Origin of the sequence: Halobellus litoreus (assembly GCF_024464595.1) — an archaeon.
GTDB lineage: Archaea > Halobacteriota > Halobacteria > Halobacteriales > Haloferacaceae > Haloquadratum > Haloquadratum litoreum.
This window is the reverse complement of sequence record NZ_JANHAW010000001.1, coordinates 232,311-254,650: the sequence shown is the minus strand read 5'-3', so window position 1 is coordinate 254,650 and position 22,340 is coordinate 232,311. Positions and strand designations below refer to the sequence as shown.

The following is a 22,340-nucleotide window of genomic DNA, read 5'->3' as shown; positions in this document are numbered from 1 at the left end:
CGACCGCCGATCACTCGCGGTCGACTTCGACCAGCGGCACGACCGCGATCGGCCGGTTCGAGTGGAGGAGAATCCGCTGTGCGGTGCTGCCGAAGACCACCTTCGCCGTCGGGTTTCGCTTGCGGATCCCTATCACGATCTCGTCGGCGTCGGCGTCCTCGGCCTGTTCGAGGACGTCCTCGTAGGGGGCGTTGCCGCGGACGAACTGGTGGGTCTCGACCGTGGCCCGCCCGCCGAGTCGCGAGGAGACGACCGTCAGCGCCTCTTCGCCGTCGCGGACGTCCTGGCTGTCCGTCTCGTCGCCCCCGCGGTGCGAGTTGACGGCGTGGATCTCGTCGCTCGACGAGATCCGATCGACGAGGTAATCACAGAGCCGCGCGCTCGTGTCGACGTGGTTCGTCGCGAGTACGTACGTCGTCATACTTCGACCCGCGTGTGCAGACGATAAAAAGCCACCTCACGGCGGCGGAAATCGCGTCGACACGCGGGCCGATTCACTGGTTCGATCCCCCCCGGGAGACGATCCGCCGAACGAATCTGAGCCCCGGAGAGGTCAGTCCACCAACGCTATCATATATATGTCGGTGGTGTGAGTAAACTGACAAGGGATGGACTGGCACAGTCGATCCGGGGAAGATGCCTGCGAGGCGGTGGAGACGACGCCGTCGGGGCTGACCGCCGCGGAGGCCGCCGACCGTCGAGAGAAGGTGGGACCGAACGAGATCACGGCCGACCACGGCCGCGGTCCGCTTCGGATATTCCTCGCGCAGTTTTCGAGCGCGCTCATCTGGGTGTTGATCGGGGCCGCCGTCCTCTCGTTCGCCATCGGCCACCTCGTGGACGCCGTCCTCATCGCGATCATCCTGCTCGCGAACGGCGTCTTCGGGTTCGTCCAGGAGTATCGCGCCGAGCAGAGCCTCGACGCGCTCCGCGAGATGGCGGCCCCCGAGGTCCGCGTCCGACGCGACGGGGAGGAGTCCACCATCGCCGCGACCGAACTCGTTCCGGGCGACGTCGTGCTCCTGACGGGGGGCGACGTCGTCCCCGCCGACGCCCGCCTGCTGGAGGCGCAGAACCTCGAAGTCGACGAGGCGGCGCTGACGGGCGAGAGCGTCCCGGTCCCGAAGGCGTCCGATCCGGTCGACGAGGAGACGCCGCTCGCCGAGCGAGCGAGTATGGTGTACAAGGGAACGAACGTCACCCGGGGGCACGCCGCCGCCGTCGTCGTCGAGACCGGAATGGAGACCGAAATGGGCGAAATCGCGACGGCGCTCGTCGGAGCCGACGACCCGCAGACGCCGCTGCAACGCGATCTGGACCGCCTGGCGCGGCGGCTCGGGATCGGCGTCGTCGCCCTCTCGGCGGTGATCGTCCCGCTGCTCGTCTTCGAGGGGCGCGGCCTCGTGCAGGCGACGTTGACGGCCGTCTCGCTGGCCGTCGCGGCCGTTCCCGAGGGGCTCCCCGCGGTGGTTACGCTGACGCTGGCGCTCGGGGTTCGGCGGATGGCCGACGAGAACGCGCTCGTGCGGACGCTGCCGGCGGTCGAGGCGCTCGGCTCGGTCGACGTCGTCTGCACCGACAAGACGGGGACGCTGACCGAGGGTGAGATGCGCGTGCGATCCGCGTGGGTCTACGACGAGGTGCTCGACGTCGGCGGCGACGCGGGCAACGGGAGTGACGCTGCGGATTCGCGCGACGGTGTCGCCGCCGACATCGACCGCGGGGACGAAACGCTCGGCGCCGACGGTGGGGGTATCGACGGTGACGGCGGCGCGCTCGACCTCGAGGCCGGCGGCGACGAGGGCGCGGCGAGCGAGGACCGACTCGACCTCCTGCTCGAAATTGGGGCCGTCTGCAACGATTCGACCGCGACGGAGGGCGATCCGACCGAGCGTGCCCTCGTCGCGGCCGCGGCCGACCACGGCTTCGACGTCGAGCGGCTCCGCGAGGAACGTCCCCGTCGCGACGAGGCCCCGTTCTCCTCCGAGCGCAAGCGGATGGCGACGATCCACGACGACGTGGTCTTCGTCAAGGGCGCGCCGACGGTCGTCCTCGACCGATCGACGCGCGTGCTCGGCCCTGATGGACCGACCGAACTCGACTCGGAAACCCGAGACCGGATCGCCGCGCAGGTCGAGGAGTTCGCCGGCGACGCGCTTCGGGTGCTCGGGTTCGCGTACAAGGAGCGAAGCGACGACGGCGACCCCGAGGAGAACCTCGTGTTCGTCGGCCTGCAGGGGATGCTCGACCCGGCCCGCGAGGAGGTGCGATCGGCAATCGCGGACACCCATCGCGCGGGGATCGACGTCAAGATGATCACCGGCGACAACGCGCTCACGGCGAGCGCCATCGCCGAGGGGATCGGCATCGATTCGACCGTGCTGACCGGGCAGGAGGTCGAAGCGCTGGACGAGGAGACGCTCCGCGAGCGCGTCGACGAGGTCGACGTGTTCGCTCGGGCGGAGCCGACGCACAAGGTCCGGATCCTGCAGGCGCTCCAGGCGAACGGCCACACGGTCGCGATGACCGGCGACGGCGTCAACGACGCGCCCGCGCTGAAGAACGCCGACATCGGCATCGCGATGGGGATCCGCGGCACCGACGTGGCGAAGCAGGCCAGCGACATCGTGCTGCTCGACGACAACTACGCGACGATCCGCAACGCGATCCAGCGGGGGCGGACCATCTTCGACAACCTCTGGAAGTTCGTCGCGTACCTGCTGAGCGCCAACGCAGCGGAGGTCGCGGTGGTCTTTATCGCGTCGCTGTTCGGCTACCTCGTCCTCCCGGCGGTGCAGTTGCTCTGGATCAACCTCCTCACCGACGGGTTGCCGGCGCTGGCGGTCGGTGCCGATCCGGGCGGCGACGTGATGGACCGCACGCCCCGCGAGCGGGCGGCGGGGATCATCGACACCGAGATGCTCGCGTTCATCGGGGGGGCCGGCCTGACCGCGACGGGACTGTTCCTGGGCCTGTTGTGGTACACCCTCGACGGCGCGGCGTCGGTCACGCCCTACGCGATGACGATGGTGTTCACCGGGTTCGTCGTCTTCGAGTTCGTCAAACTGTACGTCGTCCGGTGGATGCGGGGCACGCCCGCCCTGACGAACCCCTGGCTGGCCGCGGCCGTCGGCACGTCGCTGCTGCTCCAAGTCGCCGTCCTCTACACGCCGCTGAACGTGTACTTCGGGACGGTCCCCCTCGGCCTCGCCGACTGGCGGCTACTGGGACTCGTGTTCCTCGTCGGCGCGCCGATCCTCCTGCTCGTCGGGTGGCTGCTCAAGCGACGTCGGGCGCGGAGCTCGGCGGCACCGACCTGATCGACGCGAAGGCCCCTCCGGCGCGCGTTCACCCCGGCAGGAACAGATTGATCACGGCGACGACGAGTCCGGCGAGCGCCATCCGGAGTGCCGAGACGTACCACCGCTGGCCGGCGATCGTGCTCATATACGCGCCGAACACCGCGAGGACCCCGATGCCCAGCGCGACGCCGACCACGCCCGCCTCGGCCATCGAGAGCACCGTTCCCTCGAAGAGGAAGGGAACGAGCGGGATCACCACGCCGATGAGCGGCCCGAGGCCGCTGGCCGTCGCGTGAACGACCCGCGCACCCCGCCGTTCGCGGTGGACGCGCGTGTCGTCGAGGTCGATCAGCATCGCGCGCTCGATGCGGAGGATCTCCGCGCGCGTCTCGGCGCGTTCGATCTCCCAGACGCTCCAGATCGCCGAGGTCCCCAGCCCGACGGCGGCCCCGAGTCCGATCTTGACCACGGTCAGTCCGTCCGGAATCCCCGACAGCACCGCGCCGACGATGACCCCGATGCTCGTCAGCGTCCCGTCGAACCCGTTCGAGACGAAGTAGCGCCGGGAGATGGCGCGGACGTCCTCGCGTTCGAAGAGGCGCCGGAGCACCGCGATCCTCGAGAGCACTGTGATCACCCGTCCTGCAGCGTTCGTCGCTCCTCGACGACGTGCTCGCCGAAGGCCACCTGGTCGACGGAGTGGATCGTCCCGCCGAGACCGTCGATCGCGGACTCGATGGCCTCGTACTCCAGGCCGGCCCCCTCGGCCGTGATTTTGATGTTCTGGACCTCCTGGTCGAGTTCGATCAGCGACGCCGTGACGCCGTCGACGCTTTCGACCTCGGCGACGCGTTCCGTGAACGTCAACATCGACGGCTCGTGGGGCTTCAGCACGTCCAGCGTGATTCGTCGGAGCGTTGTCATACCGTGCACTAACGCCGTGCGGTTTCTTAATATCGCCGACCGTCGCGGCGGGCGGAGTTCGGTTCTCAGACTCAAGTCGTTCCGCTCCGAACGACGACGTATGGACGCCAAGCGATTCCTCGTCGTCTCAGCCGACGCCGCGTTGATCACCGACCTCGCGTGGCAGATCCATCGTGAGGGACACGACGTGAAGTACTACATCGAAGCCGAGAGCGACAGAGAGATCGGCGACGGCTTCGTGCCGAAAACGGACGACTGGCGGGCCGAGGTCGAGTGGGCCGACGTCGTCGTCTTCGACGACATCTGGGTTGGCGACGACGTCGGTACCGGCGCGTTCGCACGGGAACTCCGCGAGGAAGGAACGGCCGTCGTCGGCGGGACGCCGAACACTGACCGGCTCGAAGAGGACCGCGGCTACGCGATGGACGTGCTCGAAGCGCACGGTGTCGACACGATCGAGCACCACGTCTTCGGGGACTTCGACGCCGGTATCCAACACGTCCGGGAGCATCCCGCACCGTACGTGATCAAACCGCTCGGGGAGGTCCAGAACGTCAAGCGACTGCTCTACGTCGGCACCGAGGACGACGGCAGCGACGTCGTCGACGTCCTTCGCGCCTACAAGAAGGCGTGGGGCCACCGGATGAAGGGGTTCCAGTTGCAGCGGAAGGTCGAGGGCGTGGAGATCGCCATCTGTGGGTTCTTCGACGGTGACCGGTTCATCGACCAAGTCAATTTCAATTTCGAGCACAAGAAGTTGTTCCCCGGAAATATCGGGCCATCGACTGGCGAGATGGGTACGTCGATGTTCTGGGGTGGCCGAAACAAACTGTTCGAGGAGACGTTCGGGAAACTCGAAGACTGGCTCGCCGGGGAGGGCTACGTCGGGAGTATCGACATCAACTGCATCGTCAACGAGACCGGCATCTACCCGTTAGAGTTCACCCCACGATTCGGCTATCCGACGATCGCGCTGCAAGAGGAGTCGTTCGAGTCCCCGACTGGCCGGTTCTTCTACGACCTCGCACACGGGAACGACCCCGAACTGGAGGTCCACAATGGATTTCAGATCGGAGTTCGCGTCGTGCTGCCGCCGTTCCCGTTCGACGACGAGAAGACCTACGACGAGAACTCCCGGAACGCGGCCGTCGTGTTCGGCACCGACAGCCACGACGGAATCCACTTGGAGGACACGAAACGGGTCGACGGACAGTGGCGCGTCGCCGGCGAGAGCGGGATGCCGCTCGTCGTGACAGGCAAAGGCGAGACGATGCAGAACGCCCGCGAACAGGCCTACGAGCGCCTCGACGACATCGTCATTCCGAACCTCTACTACCGCGACGACATCGGCGAACGCTGGATCGGCGGCGACGGCGACCGATTGCAGGCGTGGGGCTACCTCGGACCGCAGTCGTGAGGATCCGGCTGGAGTCAGACTAGCCGTCTCACGTGAGTGCGAATCGAACGAGAGCGTCCGCGAATCCGTTCTACGCGCGGCTTTTCGGTCGGTGCGCGATCCCGTGGGAATGAGTATCCAAAGTCAGATGCGGCAAATTTTCAGGGCAATTTACAGATTTCCGAGACGAACGCCCACGATTTTTGTCTGGGAGCGCAGCGCGAACGCCGCGACAGTCGACGTTTCGAACGGTCGAACGGGATCGCGAAAGACAGTTCGAATTCCTCGTTACGAGCGGTTTGGACGGGTGTTGCGGACGCTTTTCACGAATCGATAACTGCACGAGGGTACTTTTAACATCTGTCGTCGAGACTCACCTGTAGAACAATGTCCTCTCAAGAAGTCAGACTCACGAGCACGATCGCCGGGTTCACGGCGGATGGAAAGCTACACTCCCTGAGCGTCTGGTTCATCCTCGCGCTCAGGCTGATGATCGGGGTAGCGTTCTTCCAGAGCGGCATCGACAAGGTGCTGTCGGGGAGCTTCAGCGCCGCGGGCTACCTGCAGAACGCGCCGCCGGCGAACGGCAGTCCGGTCGCCGGCCTGTTCGTTGCGATGGGGGAGACACCGTGGTTCGTTGACTTCGTCAACATCGCCGTTCCGTGGGGTGAGGTGCTGATCGGACTCGGCGTCATCTTCGGGGCGCTGACGCGACTCGCGGCGTTCTGGGGCGCGTTTATGATGCTCCTGTTCTACCTCGGGAACTGGGAGATTTCGCACGGGTACATCAACGGTGACTTCGCGTATATGCTCGTGTTCCTGTCCGTCGCGGCGTTCGGCGCGGGGCGGATCCTCGGCCTCGACGCCTACATCGAGCAGTACGAAGTCGGCGGCGAACCGCTCATCCAACGGTATCCGTGGATGCGGTACCTCCTCGGCTGACCGGCACTGGCTCCGGATTTTTCGACGTGCGAAGGCGCGTAGATGTTCCTGCGGCTGGGTGATGGTTTCGATCCCGCCGGCTAAGTGACGAATGTACAGCCGGCAGGGCCGCTGCACGCCACGGATGCCGTACGACCGCCGCACGCTCCGGACGTCGGAAGGATCGCCGCGCGAGCGACGCTGGCGACGTCTTCGCCGGGGACTCAGAGACCGGAGTCGATCACGCGATCAGCAGCCACGCCAGCAGCACGACGAGGCCGCCGAGCGAGGTCGAGGCGACGGCGTGGAGACGAAGCCGGTCGAGCAGCGCGTGGGCGTCGCCCGAGACCGAGAGCAGGTCGTGGATCTCGCTCCCGATCTCACAGCGGGGGAGGAAGTCCATCGCGACGTGGAGGAAGACGCCGGCGGCGAAGCCGAAGACGAGCCCTCGGACCGGACCCGCGGCGGGGAGCGCGATCATCGAGGAGGCGATTCCGGCGACGCCGACGCCGGTCGCCGGGAGTAAAAGTACCGAGGGGTCGCGGCCGGCGTTCGCGAGGCGTCGCGCGGCCGCGTAGCCGGCGGGACCCTTATGCGAGACGATGGCCAGCCCCAGCAGCAGGCCGAGTTCGGGCATATTGCCGTAGATAATCCCGATAATCGCGCCCGCGGAGAACGCGTGCGCGGTCAACTCCGCGACGGTTCGATCCATCGGGAGATCCATATGCGAGAGTCGGTGGCCGATCGAGTGCGAGGCGAAGCCGGCGAGCAGCCCGAATGCGACGCCGAACCCGCCCCACTGCGGGTGTTGACCGATGGCCTGCGGCACCAGGAAGACGGCGGCGCTCGTCACCATCGCGCCCGCGGCGAGACCGTACCCCCACACCAGCGCGCCGGCGCTCCGCTCGCCCGTCCGAGCGCCCAGCGGGGCGGCCAGCGCCATCGCGAAGAAGGCGACCCAGGAGATGCCGACGAGCTTCCTCCCGCCGGTCGTCTCCCCGACGAGCGCGAGCGCCGAGAGCCCAGCGAGAACGAGCGTGGCGACCACGCCGACCCGGGATAGCCCGGAAATATGAACTCTGTTTCGTAGATTAATAACCACTATATTACTAATGTGCCGTCATCGTTTAATAAATCTGACGGACCCACCTGCTGGTGGTCTACGCCTGCAGAAAAGGGGCGGCAGGGCGGTGACCGGCCCGCTACCGCGTTTCCCGCATCCAGGTCCGGAGGTCGATCCGTTCGCCGTCGATCGCGTCAGCGTCGGCCTCCGCTGCCGCCCAGACGAACATCGCGGCGACTTCCTCGGGGCTCCGGCCGTCGCCGTCGCTCAGATCGGTGTCGACGAGACCGGGATCGACGACCGCTGCGGTCTGTTCGGCGTCGACGGCGAGTTGCCGGACCAGCGCCTCGGCGGCGGCCTTGGAGACGGCGTACGCTCCCATCCCCGCTTTGGCGTCGACCGCGATCGATCCCGAGGGCACGAGAATCCGCCCCGTCTCGGGCATCCGTCCGACGGTCTCTTTCGCGGCGCTGAACACGCCGCGGAGGTTCGTCTCGACGGTGTCGTCGAACCGGTCGTACGGCTCCTCGTGGATCGGCATCTCTCCCGACTGGCCGTGTTTGACGCCCGCGTTTGCGACGAGAACGTCGATCCCGTCCCGCTCGCCGATCGCCGCGGCGACCTCGACGACCCGTTCGATGTCGGCCTCGGTCCGGACGTCGGCGCGGACGCCCTCGACGGGTCCCTCTCCGTCCGTCACTGTCTCTCCTCTCCCGGCCGGGTCTCCGCCGTCGTTCTCCGCTCTTTCGTCAGCCCCGGGGTGTGCCGCCCGGGCGTTCTCGACGGCGTCCGAAAGCGCCGCTTCGGATCGCGCACAGCCGACGACCGCCGCGCCCTCCGCGGCGAACGCTTCGAGGAGCGCCCGACCGATACCGCGGCTGGCACCCGTGACCAGAACCGTCGCATTCGTGAGGTCCATACCGCACGTTGGGACCGATCGGTGGTAAACGTACTCGCCGGTGGGTCCGACGGCGAGTGACACCGACGCCGCCTCGGCCAGCCGATTTATACCCACGACGCGCCACTGTGTCGATATGGACGCTCTCCCGGACTTTCGCTCCCTCGACGGCGCGGACGTCGTCGTCGTCGGTGGCGGTTTCGGCGGCCTCTCGACTGCGTGCTATCTGGCCGGTGCCGGTGCCGACGTGACGCTTCTCGAAAAGAACGGACAGCTGGGCGGTCGTGCGAGTCGACTGGAGGTCGACGGGTTCCGCTTCGATATGGGCCCCTCGTGGTATCTGATGCCCGACGTCTTCGAGCGATTCTTCGGCCACTTCGGCCGCGAACCCGCGGACTACTACGATCTCACGCGACTGGACCCCCACTACCGCATCTTCTTCAAAGACGGCGACCGCGTGGATATGGTCCCGGACCTCGAACAGAACCGGCGGACGTTCGAGTCCTACGAGCCCGGCGCGGCCGAGCGCTTCGACGACTACCTGGCGAAATCGAAGCAGAACTACGAGGTCGGGATGGAACACTTCGTCTACGAGGACCGCACCTCGATCTCCGATTTCCTCGACTGGAACGTCGCGAAGAACGCCCGCGGCCTCTCGCTGATCGGGTCGATGCAGAGCCACGTCGAGAAGTACTTCGAGCACCCGAAGCTCCAGCAGATAATGCAGTACACGCTGGTTTTCCTCGGCGGCGCGCCGACGAACACGCCCGCGCTCTACAACCTGATGAGTCACGTCGATTTCAATATGGGCGTCTACTACCCCGAGGGCGGCCTCGGGGGCGTCGTCGACGGCATCGCCGAACTCGGCGAGGAACTCGGCGTCGACTTCCGAACGGACGCGCCCGTCAGCGAGATCACGGGTCGCGAGGGGGCGTTCGCCACGCGCACTGCGGCCGGCGAGGAGTTCTACTCGGACTACGTCGTCAGCGACGCCGACTACCGACACACCGAGATGGAGTTGCTCCCGCCCGAGAAGCGCCAGTACGACGAGGACTACTGGGAGTCCAGGACCTACGCGCCCTCGGCGTTCCTCCTCTATCTCGGCGTCGAGGGCGACGTCGATCCGCTCGAACACCACACGCTCGTGCTCCCGACCGATTGGGACGAGCACTTCGAGCGGATCTTCGACGACCCGGCGTGGCCCGAGGACCCGGCGTACTACCTCTGCGTGCCCTCCGAGACCGACGACAGCGTCGCCCCCGAGGGTCACTCGAACCTCTTCGCGCTCGTGCCGATCGCGGCCGGTCTGGAGGACACCCCCGAACTGCGCGCGGAGTTCCGCGACCGCGTCCTCGACGACATCGAGGCGAACACGGGCGTCGAACTCAGGGACCGCATCGTCGTCGAGGAGTCCTTCTGCGTGAACGATTTCGCGGAGCGGTACAACAGCACGAAGGGAACGGCGTTGGGCCTCGCGCACACGCTCAGACAGACCGCGCTGTTCCGCCCGCCGCACCGATCCGAGGCGGTCGAGGGGCTGTACTTCACCGGGTCGTTCACGACGCCCGGGATCGGCGTTCCGATGTGTCTCATCAGCGGCCAACTCACCGTCGAAGCGATGGCCGAACGGGCCGAGTGACGCGTATGGCGCAGGGATATCGAAGGGACGGGCCGGCACACCGACTCCGCTATCTGCTGACGCTGTCGCGACCGCGCTTCTGGCTCTATCTGGCCGGCCCCGTCGCCGTCGGCGTGACGTTCGCGGCGACGACGACGGCGGACCTGTTCACGCCGGTGACGCTCGGCCTGTTCGCGTACTTCCTGCTCCCGGCGAACGTCTTTCTGTACGGCGTCAACGACGTCTTCGACGCCGACGTCGACACCGCGAACCCGAAGAAGGAAGACAAGGAGGCCCGGTGGCAGGGGGACCCGGTCGTCGCCGTCGCCATCGCGGCCGCGACGTTCCTCGGCGCCGGCACGTTCGCGCTGGCCCCGCCCGTGGCGTGGCCGTACCTCGTCGGGTTCTTCCTCCTCGGCTTCCAGTACTCGGCGCCGCCGCTGCGGTTCAAGACCACGCCGTTCCTGGACTCCGTCTCGAACGGGCTGTACATCCTCCCCGGGGCCGTCGGCTACGCCGCCGTCTCGGGGTCGCATCCGCCGCTCGCGGCGCTCGCCGGCGCGTGGCTCTGGACGATGGGGATGCACACGTTCTCGGCGATCCCCGACATCGAACCCGACAGGGCGGCCGGCATCCGCACGACGGCGACGTTCCTCGGCGAGCGGCGGACGTTCCTGTACTGTCTCGCCTGTTGGCTCGCCGCTGCCGTCGTCTTCGCGCTCGTCGATTTCCGGATCGGCCTCCTGCTCGTCGCCTATCCGATGCTCGTGTTCGGGATCCGCCGCTCGGACGTCGACGTCGAGCGCGCCTACTGGTGGTACCCGATTCTCAACACCGCCGTGGGCACGCTCCTGACGCTCGGCGGACTCTGGAGGCTCCTGTATGCGTGATACCGACGACGACGGCGCTGCCGGACTCGGCGCTCTCACCGGTCGGCTTCCGCGAAGCCGCGCCGAGTGGGAACGACGACTCGAACGGCTGGTGCGCGAGAACCGCTTCACTATCTCGGTGTTCTTCCCGCTGAACGGCATCGTCCTGCTGTTGGCCAGCGCCGAGGGCGTGCTCCCCGCGCCGCTGGCGTTCAACGGCCTGTTGATCCTCCTCGGGACGCTCGTGATGCGCTCGCCGCTGGTGGTCGGCGTCCTCCCGATCACCGACCGGCGGGCGGCCGCGGGCGTCGGCGCACTGACGCTGTACGCCTACGGAATCGAGTTCCTGGGCGTCCACACGGGCGTCCCCTACGGCGAGTTCTTCTACGGCGTCGACCTCGGACCGATCGTCGGCGGGGTCCCGCTCGGACTCCCGGTCTTTTTCATCCCGCTGGTGATGAACTCGTATCTCCTCTGTCTGCTCCTCCTGGGCGAACGGGCCGCCCGGGCCGGCGTTCGACTCCTCGCGGTGATCGCGACCGTGCTGACGATGGACGTCGTCCTCGACCCCGGTGCCGTCGCGCTCGGCTTCTGGGTCTACCCCGGCGGCGGCGCGTTCTACGGCGTCCCGCTCTCGAACTACGCCGGGTGGGTGCTCTCCGCGACGGTCGCCGTCGTCGCGCTCGACTGGGGGTACGACCGGCGCGCGCTCCGCGCCCGACTCGACGACTGCGAGTTCCTTCTCGACGACCTCGTCTCCTTCGTCATCCTCTGGGGCGGCGTCAACGCGTGGTTCGGCAACTGGATCCCGGTCGCGTTCGCGGCGCTGTTCGGCGTCGGTCTCCTCCGAACCGATCGGTTCGACGCACCGCTGGCGGGCATTCCGCTGTTCGGCGGTCGAGACGCGCCCTCGAAACGCTAACCCCGGACTACTCGCCCCGGGTAAAACTCCGCAGCCACCCCGAGAGCCGTCGGCCGACTCCCCCGGAAGGCCAGGGCCACCACGTTCGCCCCGTCGCGGGACCGGAGTGTCCCTGGTCTCGGGTCGACTCGTTCTCGTCGGGGTACGGCACGACGCTGACGCGACGGAAGACGGCGACCGGGTCGCGTTCGATCGCCCAGTACAGCCGGGTCTTCGCGAGCAGGAACAGCTTCCGCGACGTCGACAGCGACGGCGTCGTCGAGAGGACGTCGCAGTCGCGCCGCCGGATCTCGCGGTGGTGGTCCGCGTAGAGCACCGCCGCCAGGAGGACGGCGAACTGGCAGTCGTCGGGGAGATGTCGGATCCCCTCGACGCCCTCGCGATAGAGCGCCTCCGCCCGCTCCAGCTCCTCGTGCATCGCCTCGCGGAAGCTGGCGTCGTACTCGAAGTTCAGGATCTGTTCCTCGGAGACGCCGTGTTTCTCCAGCGTCTCCCGGGGGAGGTAGATCCGGTCCCGTTCGACGACGTCCTCGCGGACGTCCCGGAGGAAGTTCGACAGCTGGAACGCCTCGCCGAGCGCCGTCGCGTGGGGGAGGGCCCGCTCGGCCTGCGGCGTCTCCATAATCTCGGTCATCATCCGCCCCACCGCGGCCGCCGAGCCGTCCATATACGCCTCTAAGTCGGCGTACGTCTCGTAGCGATCCGTCTCGATGTCCGAGCGCATCGCGTCGATGAACACCTCCACGTCCGCGTCCGAGATGTCGTACGTCTCCCGGAGTTCCGCGAAGGCGTCGAGGACGGGGTCGTCGGTCTCCTCGCGGCCGAGCGCCTGTCGACGCAGCTCTTCGAGTCGCCGACGCTGTTCTTCCGGCGGGGCGGTCTCCGCCGCGTCGACGACTTCGTCGGCGACGCGGAAGAACGCGTACAACACGTACGTCGGGTGACGCACTCGCTCGGGGAGGACGCGCGTCGCCAGGTGGAAGGTCTTTCCCGTCCGGCGTTGGATCGCCTTGCTCTGTCGGATCTGTTCCTGTTCGACCATCGTCACGTATCACGTGTCAGGGCATCTCGTCGCGGTACCGTCGAACCACACATCTGTCATCTAATGGACGGACCGAACTCATATAACGCTTCGTGCCGATCCGTCTTCGGCGTCGACGAGAACTGACGAAACGGCCAGTAAACTCATATACTGGTTTCTCGGCGGATTCGAGAAAACTGTCGGGTCACCAAAACGTGTCGCTGCAGTCGTAGATCACGCCGTGCTCCGGACAGACGTACTTGCAGTGGCGGTGGGCCATCGACCGCTCGCAGATGGGACACGGCCGGCCGGGCAGCGTCTCGACGCGCTCGGATCCGTTCTCGCCCCCCGCCTCGACGCCCTCGGTTCCCGCCGAAGGCCCCGCCTCTGCGCGGTCGGTCTCGCCCGACGATCCCGCCTCGACGAAGTCGCTCTCGTCCGAAGACTCCGCCTCGTTCGCGTCGCTCACGTCCGACTCGGCGGTCGCTGTCGACAAGAAGGTTCGCGTTTTCGCAGATCGGGTCGTCGGTTACGACGACCGAAATCGGGCGAACGAGACCGCCGTGGGGCGGTGTCCGCCTACGACAGCGTCAGCACTCCGACCAGCCGCAGGACTCGCAGGTCTTGCAGCCCTCGGAGTAGTACAGCGACATACTCCCGCACTCGGGGCACTCGGGGCTCTCGCCCGCCGCGAGCAGGTCGTCGGTCGCGTCGTCGTCGGGCGCACTCGGCTGCTCCGCGTCCGGGCCGACGTCGACGTCGCCCACGTCGACGGCCGCGCCGCCGTCGGTCTCGTGGTCCGCCGGCGTGGCGTCCGCCGACGACTCCTCGGAGAGTTCGGTCAGGTTCTGCTGCTGCGGATAGCCCTTCTCGATCTCGCCGTCGAGGTAGCGTCGCATCGCCGTGCCGATGGCGTCCGGGATGGAGTTGATCTGCTCGCCCTTGTCCCAGGCGACTTTCGGACTGCGGATGCCCTGCAACTCGCTGGCGATCTCGCTCGGGTCGACCCCCGAGCGGAGCGCCGTCGAGATGGTCTTCGCGAGCGCCTCGGTGAAGGAGGCGGTGAACCCGCCCGAGTTGCCGATGTTCGCGAAGAGCTCGAACGGCTGTCCGTGCTCGTCCTCGTTGATGTTGACGTACAGTTTGCCGTAGCCGGTGTCGATGCGCTGGGTCACGCCGTGCAGGACGTCCGGCCGCGGCCGCTTCTTGCCGAGGTCGGTCTCGCCGTCGGCGGCCGAGAGCAGCCGATCGACCTCCTCGTCGAGCGCCGCCCGGACGTTCTCGTTCTCGAGGAAGCCCTCGACGCCGCCGAAGACCTCCTCGATCTGCTCGACGAGCGTCTCGGCGGCCTCGCTCTCGTCGGCGAAGTCGGTGTTCTTCGCGCGCGTCGTGAGGACCTGCTTCGAGCGCGTGCCGTCGCGGTAGACGGTCACGCCCTTGCCGCCGTTGCGGTAGATGTACCGGTACACCTCGTCCATATCCTCCTTCGATGCCGAGTTCGGGAAGTTACAGGTCTTCGAGATGGCGGAGTCGACGCCCTCTTGGGTGGCGCACTGGACCGCGGCGTGCTGCTTGCCCGAGAGGTCGCCGGTGACGACGAACAGCTCCGAGATGGCGTCGGGAACCGTCGACAGCGAGGAGACGCCGTCGAACTCGTTTTCGGCCATCTGCTCTTGGGCCTCTTTCTTCACGGCGTCGACGTCGATGTCGTTGGCCTCCAGGACGCGGAGGAAGTAGTCGTCGAACTCGACGAGCATCTCGTCGCCCTGAACGTCGTCGGAGACGTTCTTGTAGTAGGCGACGTTGTAGATCGGCTCGATCCCGCCCGTCGTGTTGCCGACCATCGACGTCGTACCGGTCGGGGCGACGGTGGTCGTGTTGTGGTTGCGGATCGGGAACCCGTCGTCCCACTCGTCGGCGTCGAGACCGGTGTGGTGCTCGAACCACTCTCGGTACTCGGTCGGGTTCGCGTACTTCGAGTCGTCCCAGTCGTTGAACGCGCCGCGCTCGTCGGCGAGTTCGTGGCTGGTCCACTTCGACTCGTGGTTGATGTGGGTCATCAGCTGGCGGGCGACCTCGTTGCCCGCCTCGGTGCCGTACTGGATGCCGAGCTGGATGTACAGCTGCGCCAGCCCCATCACGCCGAGACCGATCTTCCGCATGTCGCGGACCTTCTGTTCGATCTCCGGCACGGGGAAGTCCGACATCGTGACGACGTTCTCGAGGAAGTGCGTTCCCCGGTCGATGCGGTAATCGAACTCCTCCCAGTCGACGGCCTCCGAGAGGAACGCGTCGACGGCGTCTTCGAACGCGTCGTACTCGTCGCCGTGGGCGTCGTACCAGACGCGCCAGTCGGGGGCGTCGAGGTCGACGAGCGTCGAGAGGTTGATGTGCCCGAGGTTACAGGCCTCGTACTCTTCGAGCGGCTGCTCGCCGCAGGGGTTCGTCGCGAGGATCCGGTGCTCGGGGTGCTCCTCGACGTCGAAGGAGTGCTGCTTGTTGACCCGTTCGAGGTAGATGACGCCGGGTTCGCCGTTCTCGTGGGCGCCGTCGACGATCTGGTCCCACAGCTTCTGGGCGGGGACCGACAGGACTTCGCCGACCTCGACGTGCTCGCCGAGACCGAACATATCGTACAGCTCCTTCGTCTCGGGGGTCGCGACGTGGGGCTCTTCCGTGCGCGGGTTAGTGAAGGTGAACTCCTCGCCCTCGAACAGCGCCTCCATGAAGTCGTCGGTGACGCCGACGGAGATGTTGAAGTTCGAGAGGTGGCCCTCCACGGCGTTTCGGAGGTGCTTGGGAACGCGCCCCTCGTCGTCGATGAGTTCGCGCGCCTCTTCGAGGGCGTCCTTGAAGGAGTTGTGCGTGAAGTCGTCGGGGTCGTTGAGACGCAGCGTGTGCGCCAAGGAGACGTCCTTGTTCTTCGCGTGGAGGAACTGGATGACGTCCGGGTGACTGACCCGCATCACGCCCATCTGCGCGCCGCGGCGCGCGCCGCCCTGTGCGATCGTCTCGCAGAGCTGGTCGTAGGTCCGCATGAACGTGATCGGCCCGGAGGCGATGCCGCCGGTGGAGCCGACCGCGTCGCCGTACGGTCGGAGCCGCCAGAACGCGTAGCCCATCCCGCCGCCGCTCTGGAAGACCTGTGCGGCCTCCTTGGCGGTCTGGTGGATGTCGTCGATGTCGTCCTCGGGGGAGTCGACGAAGCACGCCGAGAGCTGCTGGAGTTCGTCGCCGGCGTTCATCAGCGTCGGCGAGTTCGGCATGAAGGAGAGATCCTCCATCAGCGTCTCGAACTCCTCGCGCTTGGCCTCGACTTCCGAACGGATCTCCCCGGGGAGGTCGGGAACGACGGTGTCGTAGGCGAACTTGTTGACGTTGTACACCGACAGCGACGTCTCCGTCTCGGAGTCGGCGGTGACGCCCGTGCCGAACACTTCCTCGGCGAGTTCGTCTCGACGCGGGTGGTCGGGCTTCAGTTGCTCGGGCGTGACTGTGATGTCGACGTCTCGCTTCTCGGCCTCGAAGACCGCCTCAGCGAGCGCGACGTTCTTCGCGACGCGCGGGAAGAGGTCCTCCTGGGACTCGACGGGGTCGCCGTTGGCGTCCTTGCGGAGGTACCGCGCGGGCAGAATGTTGTGGTACGCGTTCGCGGTGAGGCGCTCCTCGAGGGCGTCGCCGTCGGTCCGCTTGACGGGCAGTTCGAGTTCGCCGGCTCTCACGTTCTTCTCGCTCATCTACTGTTCCTCCCGTCCTGTGCGCACGCACGGGACGTTCTCGGATCGAGTGAGTGACTGATTTGCGATCATTTGTAACGGTGTCTTGTGAGTGTGGCGGGTCGGTTAAGGCTTCGGTATTCGGCGATTCAACCAATAAATATCATAATTAGCACCGTATCCTCGGCCGGGGTCCCCACACGTTCGACGTGGCGTAGCGGGGTACGGACACGAGGAATATGAAGGTACCTAGACCGGAGTGAAAGTGAAGTACGAGACGGCTCGAGTCGCCGCTGTCCGGCGACTATCCAGCGGAACCGAGGGGGGTGTCGAGGACGCGAGTACTCCGTCCGAGCTGCGAACCGTTTAGCGAATGTCCGCGAGATGCCACCGTCGAACCTCCGAGACGGACCGTGAAATAGCCAGAATTCGTATACGTTCGGCCGGACCCGACCCCGTCCGTCGATTTGGGTGCAGCGATCCGGTCCCAATCACCCCACAGACTTATTCCTCCGTCCGGTGAAAGCGTCGGATATGTCGTCTCCACTCGCGTCGACAGCGGCGCTCGTCCCGATGCAACTCGGCGGGCTGCTCGCCCAACCGCTCGGACAGGCACTCGCCGTGATCGTCGCAGTCGCGATCGTCGTCCTCGTCGGACGGATCGCGCTCAAGGTCGCGTGGCGACTGGTTACGATCGCCGCCGTCGTCGTCGGGGCGCTGCTGGTGCTCTCGTTCTTCGGTATCAACGTGCTCTAATCGGAATCGAGGCGGTCGTCAGACCTGCGCCGTCGTCTCCGATTCGGCGGGGCGAACGTACGCCTCGAGGAAGTTCCGGACGACGTCGTGACCGACGCCGGTGAGCACCGATTCCGGGTGGAACTGGACGGCTTCGATCGGGAACTCTCGGTGGCGGACGCCCATCACGAGATCCGTCGACCGGGCGTCGTCCGTCGTCCCGTCGGTTGCCGCTCGGTCAGCCCCTCGCTCGCCGTCCGAAACCGCGTGTGCCGTCGTCGCCGACACCTCGAAGCAGTCGGGGACGCTCGTCGCGACCAGCGAGTGGTAGCGCCCGGCCTGAAAGCCCTGATCGAGACCGGCAAACACGCCGCGGCCGTCGTGGTCGACGGGGTAGGCCTTCCCGTGGATCGGTTCCGGCGCGTGTCCGATCTCGCCGCCGTAAGCGTAGACGGCCGCTTCGAGGCCGAGACAGACGCCGAGCGTGGGAACCGTCTCAGAGAGCGTCGTGAGGACGTCGATGGTGACGCCCACGTCGCGCTCGTTCTTCGGGTGACCCGGACCGGGACTGATGACGATGGCGTCGGGGTCGAGATCGCGGAGTTCGTCGAGATCGGCCGTGTTCTTGCGGACGAGCACTTCCACGCGCTCGCCGTCGATCCGCTGTTCGGAGAAGTACTCCACGAGGTTGTACGTGAACGAGTCGAAGTTGTCGACGACGAGCAGGCGGACCGTCATCGGGAGACCTCCCCGGAGACCGTCTGGTCGTCCGGCGTCGCGTCGTCGTTCGTGTCTGATCCCGCGTCGTCGTCGTCGCTCGCTTCGGACGAGTCGGACTCCTCCTCGATCCGCTCGACCGCCGTGAGCACGCCGTCCATCTTCTGTTCGGTCTCCTCGTACTCGGCGGTCGGATCGCTGTCGGCGACGATTCCCGCACCCGCGCGCACCGTGATGACGTCCTCGTCGCCGCTGCGATCCACCGTCGCCGTCCGGATGACGATCGCGAAGTCGGCGTCGCCGGACCACGAGTAGTAACCGACGCCGCCGCCGTAGACGCCCCTCGGTACCCGTTCGAGTTCGTCGACGATCTCCATCGCGCGGACCTTCGGCGCGCCGGTCAGGGTGCCGGCCGGGAACGTCGCGCGGGTCGCATCGAACGCGTCGGCGGCGCGGCCGTCCGCCCGTCCCAGAGCGTCGCTTCCGGCCATCGTTCCGGTCACGGTCGACTCGATGTGCTGGACGTGGCTGTACTTCAGGACGTTCATGAACTCCTCGACGCGGACGCTACCCGGTTCGGAGACGCGACGCACGTCGTTTCGGGCGAGGTCGACGAGCATCGTGTGCTCGGCGCGCTCCTTCCCGTCGGCGAGCATCTCCCCGGCCAGGCGACGGTCCTCGACGGGGCTCGTCCCGCGCGGGCACGTCCCCGCGATCGGGTTAGACACGACGCGGTCCCCGCGGACGGAGACGAGCGTTTCGGGGCTCGCGCCGACGATGTGGCGGTCGTCGTGCCGGAGGACGTACATATACGGCGAGGGGTTGACGTCCCGAAGCGCCTCGTAGAGGCCCAGGGGGTCGACCTCGCCGCGGAGCTCGCGGACGCGAGAGATGACGCCCTGGTAGATGTCGCCGTCGAGGACGTGTTCTTTCGTTTTCCGCACGGCCGCCTCGTACTCCGCCTGCGGCCCGGCCGACTCGCCGCTCCGGACGAATCCCCCCGTCTCGGGCGGGGTCGCGTCCGCGAGCGTCGACGACACGTCCGCGGCCTCCGCGCGGAGGTCGTCGTAGACCGCGCCCGGATCGTCGTCGGGACCGACTACGGGAGTGAGAACGAGCGAGACGGCGTCCTCGGCGTGATCGAACGAGAGCGTCTTCGTGGTGAGCACGAACTGCGCGTCCGGTGTCTCCGTCTCGGGGCGCTCGACGCCGACCTCCGAGAGCCAGAGGTCGTAGACGGCCTCGTACGCCAGAAACCCGACGAGGCCGCCCCGGAGCTGCTGGCGGTCGTCGTCCGGGAAACCGACCCGCGGCAGCGTCGGGAACGCCGATCGAAGTCGGTCCAGGACGTCGCGGTCGGTGCTGTCACGTGTAGTTTCGCTCTCGTCGGCCGCGGCGACGTACTCCGCTGCCCGCCCCCCCAGCCGCTCGACGTCGACGCCGTCCGGATCGACGGTGACGACCGCGTCCGGGTCGTAGCCCACGAACGAGAACCGGGCGTGGCGGTCCGTCGTGGCGTGCGCCGGAGCGAACGCGCCCGCCGGATCGCTCGACGGCGTCTTCTCAGCGCTCTCGAGGAGGAAGCCGTAATCGCTCCGCCCCGCGAGCGCGGCGTAGGCTGTCAGCGGCGTCACGTCCGGAATTTCGGCGGTCACGTGCGCGACGACCGGCCCGTCCGCCCGTTCCGTGGCCGCCGCGACGTCCGCGACGAACGATTCGCGGGAGCGCGAGAGCTTCGTGGCCGCCGTCGCATCGGCCTCGCCGGTCGTCGCGTCGGTCACGGCGACACCCCCTCGGCCCGGGGCTGTCCGTCCCCGTTCCCGTCTTCGCGCTCCGCTCCCGCGCCGAGCGCGTTCGCGACGAACGCGCGGACGGCGTCGCGGTCCTTCCGTCCGCCGGCCCGCTCGACGCCGCTGGCGACGTCGACGGCGTACGGGTCGACGGCGTCGACCGCTTCGGCGACGTTTTCGGGGCTCAACCCGCCGGCGAGGATCACCGGCGCGTCGAGCGTCGCCGCGACCTCCGCGGTCGCCGCCCAGTCGTGGGTCTCGCCGGTTCCGCCCGCGCCCGACTCGTCCACGGAGTCGACGAGAACGGCGTCGACCGCCGGCGCGACGGTGCGAGCGCGTTCGGGGTCTGCGGCGTCGACGACCGCAACGAGGTCGGCGGCGACGTCTGTGCGGATCGCATCCAGTTCTTCGGGGTCGAAATCGCCGTGGAGCTGGAGCACGTCCGGCTCGACCCGCACGGCCGCGTCGACGGCGTCCGCGACGGTATCGGGCATCGTCACGAGCGTCGTCGTGAGGAAGGGCGGTGCGGCGCCGACGAGGTCTCTCGCCTCGTCGAGCGACACCTCCCTCGGCGTGTCGACCGGGACGTCTGCGATGACGCCCACGGCGTCCGCGCCGGCGGTATCGACGGCTCGCAGGTCTGACTCGTTCGTCACGCCGCAGATCTTCACCCGGACCATCGGATCAGCGCTCCACCGCGGCGTCGATCGGCTCACAGAGGTCCGAAAACGTCGACGCGGCGTCGTCCTCGTCGATCGCGTTCGCGGCGACCTCGACGCCCTCGTCGATGCTGTCGGCGATGCCGGCGACGTAGATCGCCGCGCCAGCGTTCGCGAGGATGATGTCTCGCTTGGCTCCCGTCACCTCACCGGTCACGATGCCGCGGAGGTCCGCCGCGTTCTCCTCGGGCGACCCGCCGGCGACGGCGTCGATCGGCGCGGCGTCGAGTCCGATCTCTTCGGGCGTTATGGCGTACTCCTCGATCCCGTCGCCGTCGACCTCCGCGACGGCGGTCTCGTCGTGCAGTGCGATCTCGTCCATCCCGGAGCCGTGGACGACGAGCGCGCGCTCGACGGACATATGCGAGAGGGCGCGGGCCAGCACCGGAACGAGGGCCTCGTCGTAGACGCCGACGACCTGGGCGTCCGCGCCCGCGGGGTTCGTCAGCGGGCCGAGCACGTTGAAGATCGTCCGCATCCCGAGTTCCTTCCGTGGCCCGATGACCGCCTTCATCGCCGGGTGGAAGACCGGGGCGAGCATGAAGCCGATCCCGTCGCGCTCGATAGCTTCCTCGACGGCGGGCGGTTCGGCCTCGACGTCCGCGCCGGCGACCTCCAGGACGTCGGCGCTCCCCGACGAGGAGGAGACGGAGTAGTTGCCGTGTTTCGCGACCGCCGCGCCCGCGCCCGCGGCGACGATCGCGCTCGTCGTCGAGACGTTGATCGTGTTGTAGTCGTCGCCGCCGGTGCCGCAGGTGTCGACGAGCGGGGCTCGATCCGGCTGGATCGTCCGAGCGGCGTCGCGCATCCCCTGCGCGAAGCCCGCGATTTCCGTTTCGGTCTCGCCCTTCGCTCTCAGCGCCGCCAGCAACGCGCCGATCTGGGCCTCAGTCGCGTCCTCGAAGACGAGACTGGCCGCCTCGCGGGATTCTTCCTGTGTCAGGTCCTCGCCGCCGGTCGCGCGCTCGATGTATTCTTGCAGTGTCATCGTGGTCACCGATGTACGTGTTCGGGTTATAGTGAACAAATCCGTTCATTAGCATAAGGCTGTCGGAGTGTTCGATGTCGACACGGCGCGCGCGAAGGCCACTACACCGAGACAACCCAAGCACAGAATCACGGCCGACTCTCCCCAACGACGACGACGAGAGCACGAAGGCCGGCCGTCCGTCGGAAAATCGGACGACGGCACCGTCCGTTCCCGAAACGAAACCTTCAATTACGTCCCCGGGAAACTGAGTAATGCGCTCAAACAGGGCGCGACCGAACGCAGACCAGGCGGGTTGGTGGTCTAGTCTGGTTATGACACCTCCTTGACATGGAGGAGGCCGGCGATTCAAATTCGCCCCAACCCACTCTTTCATAAGTAGAATCGACACACGTAGAGACCCCTTTATACCAGCGGCTTTCGCAGGGCGTGTATCCGTTGCGCAGTGACTCGAAGTCGTCGCCAGCGGCAGAGAGCGGCGACGTGCAGGCGGTTTGTGACTTTCGCGGCGGCCGATTCGAAGCGGACGATGGGTGTCCTGCACGTAATAAAGGGAGGTGCCGCTCGTGACGCCGCTCGCGTTCGTCCAGAAACGAGACAAGAACTGCGATAGTTGGCGTCGAGCGGACCCGGATGCAGCGCTGATCGAGCGGATCGCCTGGGGCACGTGGCTCGTCACGCTTCCGGATTCCGAGACGACCTACGAGGTCTCGCTGCAGCAGCGCCACAGAGCGCTCACGG

Annotated in this window: 19 protein-coding genes and 1 tRNA gene; 8 read left to right on the top strand and 12 right to left on the bottom strand. The window is 67.2% G+C overall.

Annotation, left to right across the window (positions count from 1 at the left end; all coding sequences use genetic code 11):
* Nucleotides 1-10 precede the first annotated feature (10 nt).
* Entirely contained in the window at nucleotides 11-421 is a 411-nt protein-coding gene (locus tag NO360_RS01250) for a universal stress protein (RefSeq protein ID WP_256305563.1), read from the bottom strand.
* 187 nt (nucleotides 422-608) lie between these two features.
* Here NO360_RS01250 and NO360_RS01245 point away from each other — a divergent pair, with 187 nt between their 5' ends.
* On the top strand, nucleotides 609-3,320 hold the full coding sequence (locus NO360_RS01245) for a cation-translocating P-type ATPase (protein ID WP_256305562.1): 2,712 nt from the start codon (nucleotides 609-611) through the stop codon (nucleotides 3,318-3,320).
* A 28-nt stretch (nucleotides 3,321-3,348) separates the two neighbouring features.
* Here NO360_RS01245 and NO360_RS01240 read toward each other — a convergent pair whose 3' ends face one another.
* Nucleotides 3,349-3,930, bottom strand: coding sequence for a VIT1/CCC1 transporter family protein (locus NO360_RS01240; RefSeq protein WP_256305561.1), 582 nt, complete (start codon nucleotides 3,928-3,930; stop codon nucleotides 3,349-3,351).
* 5 nt (nucleotides 3,931-3,935) lie between these two features.
* On the bottom strand, nucleotides 3,936-4,226 hold the full coding sequence (locus NO360_RS01235; protein ID WP_256305560.1) for a DUF211 domain-containing protein: 291 nt from the start codon (nucleotides 4,224-4,226) through the stop codon (nucleotides 3,936-3,938).
* A gap of 100 nt (nucleotides 4,227-4,326) precedes the next feature.
* On the opposite strand from NO360_RS01235, the gene NO360_RS01230 reads away from it, so the two are divergent.
* On the top strand, nucleotides 4,327-5,643 hold the full coding sequence (locus NO360_RS01230; RefSeq protein WP_256305559.1) for a phosphoribosylamine--glycine ligase: 1,317 nt from the start codon (nucleotides 4,327-4,329) through the stop codon (nucleotides 5,641-5,643).
* 366 nt (nucleotides 5,644-6,009) lie between these two features.
* Entirely contained in the window at nucleotides 6,010-6,564 is a 555-nt protein-coding gene (locus NO360_RS01225) for a DoxX family protein (RefSeq protein ID WP_256305558.1), read from the top strand.
* Between the two features lie 220 nt (nucleotides 6,565-6,784).
* On the opposite strand, the gene NO360_RS01220 is transcribed toward NO360_RS01225, so the two are convergent.
* Both NO360_RS01220 and NO360_RS01215 read right to left on the bottom strand, forming a co-directional pair.
* Complete coding sequence (locus NO360_RS01220) at nucleotides 6,785-7,615, bottom strand: ZIP family metal transporter (RefSeq protein ID WP_390282548.1); 831 nt, start codon at nucleotides 7,613-7,615, stop codon at nucleotides 6,785-6,787.
* A 130-nt stretch (nucleotides 7,616-7,745) separates the two neighbouring features.
* The gene (locus tag NO360_RS01215; RefSeq protein ID WP_256305557.1) at nucleotides 7,746-8,525 is read right to left on the bottom strand and encodes an SDR family NAD(P)-dependent oxidoreductase; all 780 of its coding nucleotides are present in this window, start codon (nucleotides 8,523-8,525) and stop codon (nucleotides 7,746-7,748) included.
* A gap of 115 nt (nucleotides 8,526-8,640) precedes the next feature.
* On the opposite strand from NO360_RS01215, the gene NO360_RS01210 reads away from it, so the two are divergent.
* The 3 genes from NO360_RS01210 to cruF are packed head-to-tail and all read left to right on the top strand — an operon-like array spanning nucleotide 8,641 to nucleotide 11,913.
* Nucleotides 8,641-10,143, top strand: coding sequence for a phytoene desaturase family protein (locus NO360_RS01210; protein WP_256305556.1), 1,503 nt, complete (start codon nucleotides 8,641-8,643; stop codon nucleotides 10,141-10,143).
* Between the two features lie 5 nt (nucleotides 10,144-10,148).
* Nucleotides 10,149-11,012, top strand: coding sequence for a prenyltransferase (locus NO360_RS01205; RefSeq protein ID WP_256305555.1), 864 nt, complete (start codon nucleotides 10,149-10,151; stop codon nucleotides 11,010-11,012).
* Nucleotides 11,005-11,913: a bisanhydrobacterioruberin hydratase gene (gene cruF, locus NO360_RS01200; RefSeq protein WP_256305554.1), complete on the top strand. Its 909-nt coding sequence runs from the start codon at nucleotides 11,005-11,007 to the stop codon at nucleotides 11,911-11,913. Before NO360_RS01205 ends, cruF begins: the two co-directional genes overlap by 8 nt.
* Nucleotides 11,914-11,920: 7 nt before the next feature.
* Here cruF and NO360_RS01195 read toward each other — a convergent pair whose 3' ends face one another.
* The 3 genes from NO360_RS01195 to NO360_RS01185 all read right to left on the bottom strand — a co-directional run bounded on the left by NO360_RS01195 (nucleotide 11,921) and on the right by NO360_RS01185 (nucleotide 16,671).
* Nucleotides 11,921-12,955: a phytoene/squalene synthase family protein gene (locus NO360_RS01195; RefSeq protein ID WP_256305553.1), complete on the bottom strand. Its 1,035-nt coding sequence runs from the start codon at nucleotides 12,953-12,955 to the stop codon at nucleotides 11,921-11,923.
* 184 nt (nucleotides 12,956-13,139) lie between these two features.
* A complete protein-coding gene (locus NO360_RS18840; protein WP_305149101.1) occupies nucleotides 13,140-13,250 on the bottom strand; it encodes an HVO_2523 family zinc finger protein in 111 nt (36 codons plus the stop codon).
* Between the two features lie 274 nt (nucleotides 13,251-13,524).
* Nucleotides 13,525-16,671, bottom strand: a complete 3,147-nt coding sequence (locus tag NO360_RS01185; RefSeq protein WP_256305552.1) for an adenosylcobalamin-dependent ribonucleoside-diphosphate reductase — start codon at nucleotides 16,669-16,671, stop codon at nucleotides 13,525-13,527.
* 513 nt (nucleotides 16,672-17,184) lie between these two features.
* Between NO360_RS01185 and NO360_RS01180 the strand changes: the two genes are divergently transcribed.
* A complete protein-coding gene (locus NO360_RS01180; protein WP_256305551.1) occupies nucleotides 17,185-17,406 on the top strand; it encodes a DUF8029 family protein in 222 nt (73 codons plus the stop codon).
* Nucleotides 17,407-17,424: 18 nt separating this feature from the next.
* Here NO360_RS01180 and trpG read toward each other — a convergent pair whose 3' ends face one another.
* Genes trpG through trpD form a run of 4 tightly spaced genes read right to left on the bottom strand, consistent with a single transcriptional unit; the run spans nucleotide 17,425 to nucleotide 21,599 of the window.
* A complete protein-coding gene (gene trpG / locus NO360_RS01175) occupies nucleotides 17,425-18,123 on the bottom strand; it encodes an anthranilate synthase component II (RefSeq protein ID WP_256305550.1) in 699 nt (232 codons plus the stop codon).
* Complete coding sequence (gene trpE, locus NO360_RS01170) at nucleotides 18,120-19,883, bottom strand: anthranilate synthase component I (RefSeq protein WP_256305549.1); 1,764 nt, start codon at nucleotides 19,881-19,883, stop codon at nucleotides 18,120-18,122. The genes trpG and trpE overlap by 4 nt, the downstream gene beginning before the upstream one ends.
* A complete protein-coding gene (locus tag NO360_RS01165; protein ID WP_256305548.1) occupies nucleotides 19,880-20,572 on the bottom strand; it encodes a phosphoribosylanthranilate isomerase in 693 nt (230 codons plus the stop codon). Before NO360_RS01165 ends, trpE begins: the two co-directional genes overlap by 4 nt.
* A 4-nt stretch (nucleotides 20,573-20,576) precedes the next feature.
* A complete protein-coding gene (gene trpD / locus NO360_RS01160) occupies nucleotides 20,577-21,599 on the bottom strand; it encodes an anthranilate phosphoribosyltransferase (RefSeq protein ID WP_256305547.1) in 1,023 nt (340 codons plus the stop codon).
* A gap of 292 nt (nucleotides 21,600-21,891) precedes the next feature.
* On the opposite strand from trpD, the gene NO360_RS01155 reads away from it, so the two are divergent.
* Nucleotides 21,892-21,966: transfer RNA gene (locus tag NO360_RS01155), tRNA-Val, on the top strand.
* Nucleotides 21,967-22,340 lie beyond the last annotated feature (374 nt).

Excerpts from the sequence above, each read along its gene's own strand:
- NO360_RS01250 (WP_256305563.1), bottom strand. The coding sequence starts at position 421 with ATGACGACGTACGTACTCGCGACGAACCACGTCGACACGAGCGCGCGG.
- NO360_RS01210 (WP_256305556.1), top strand. The coding sequence starts at position 8,641 with ATGGACGCTCTCCCGGACTTTCGCTCCCTCGACGGCGCGGACGTCGTC.
- NO360_RS01245 (WP_256305562.1), top strand. The coding sequence starts at position 609 with ATGGACTGGCACAGTCGATCCGGGGAAGATGCCTGCGAGGCGGTGGAG.
- NO360_RS01235 (WP_256305560.1), bottom strand. The coding sequence starts at position 4,226 with ATGACAACGCTCCGACGAATCACGCTGGACGTGCTGAAGCCCCACGAG.
- NO360_RS01215 (WP_256305557.1), bottom strand. The coding sequence starts at position 8,525 with ATGGACCTCACGAATGCGACGGTTCTGGTCACGGGTGCCAGCCGCGGT.
- cruF (WP_256305554.1), top strand. The coding sequence starts at position 11,005 with ATGCGTGATACCGACGACGACGGCGCTGCCGGACTCGGCGCTCTCACC.
- NO360_RS01185 (WP_256305552.1), bottom strand. The coding sequence starts at position 16,671 with ATGAGCGAGAAGAACGTGAGAGCCGGCGAACTCGAACTGCCCGTCAAG.
- NO360_RS01195 (WP_256305553.1), bottom strand. The coding sequence starts at position 12,955 with ATGGTCGAACAGGAACAGATCCGACAGAGCAAGGCGATCCAACGCCGG.
- NO360_RS01225 (WP_256305558.1), top strand. The coding sequence starts at position 6,010 with ATGTCCTCTCAAGAAGTCAGACTCACGAGCACGATCGCCGGGTTCACG.
- NO360_RS01165 (WP_256305548.1), bottom strand. The coding sequence starts at position 20,572 with ATGGTCCGGGTGAAGATCTGCGGCGTGACGAACGAGTCAGACCTGCGA.
- trpG (WP_256305550.1), bottom strand. The coding sequence starts at position 18,123 with ATGACGGTCCGCCTGCTCGTCGTCGACAACTTCGACTCGTTCACGTAC.
- NO360_RS01230 (WP_256305559.1), top strand. The coding sequence starts at position 4,327 with ATGGACGCCAAGCGATTCCTCGTCGTCTCAGCCGACGCCGCGTTGATC.
- trpD (WP_256305547.1), bottom strand. The coding sequence starts at position 21,599 with ATGACACTGCAAGAATACATCGAGCGCGCGACCGGCGGCGAGGACCTG.
- NO360_RS01205 (WP_256305555.1), top strand. The coding sequence starts at position 10,149 with ATGGCGCAGGGATATCGAAGGGACGGGCCGGCACACCGACTCCGCTAT.
- NO360_RS01180 (WP_256305551.1), top strand. The coding sequence starts at position 17,185 with ATGTCGTCTCCACTCGCGTCGACAGCGGCGCTCGTCCCGATGCAACTC.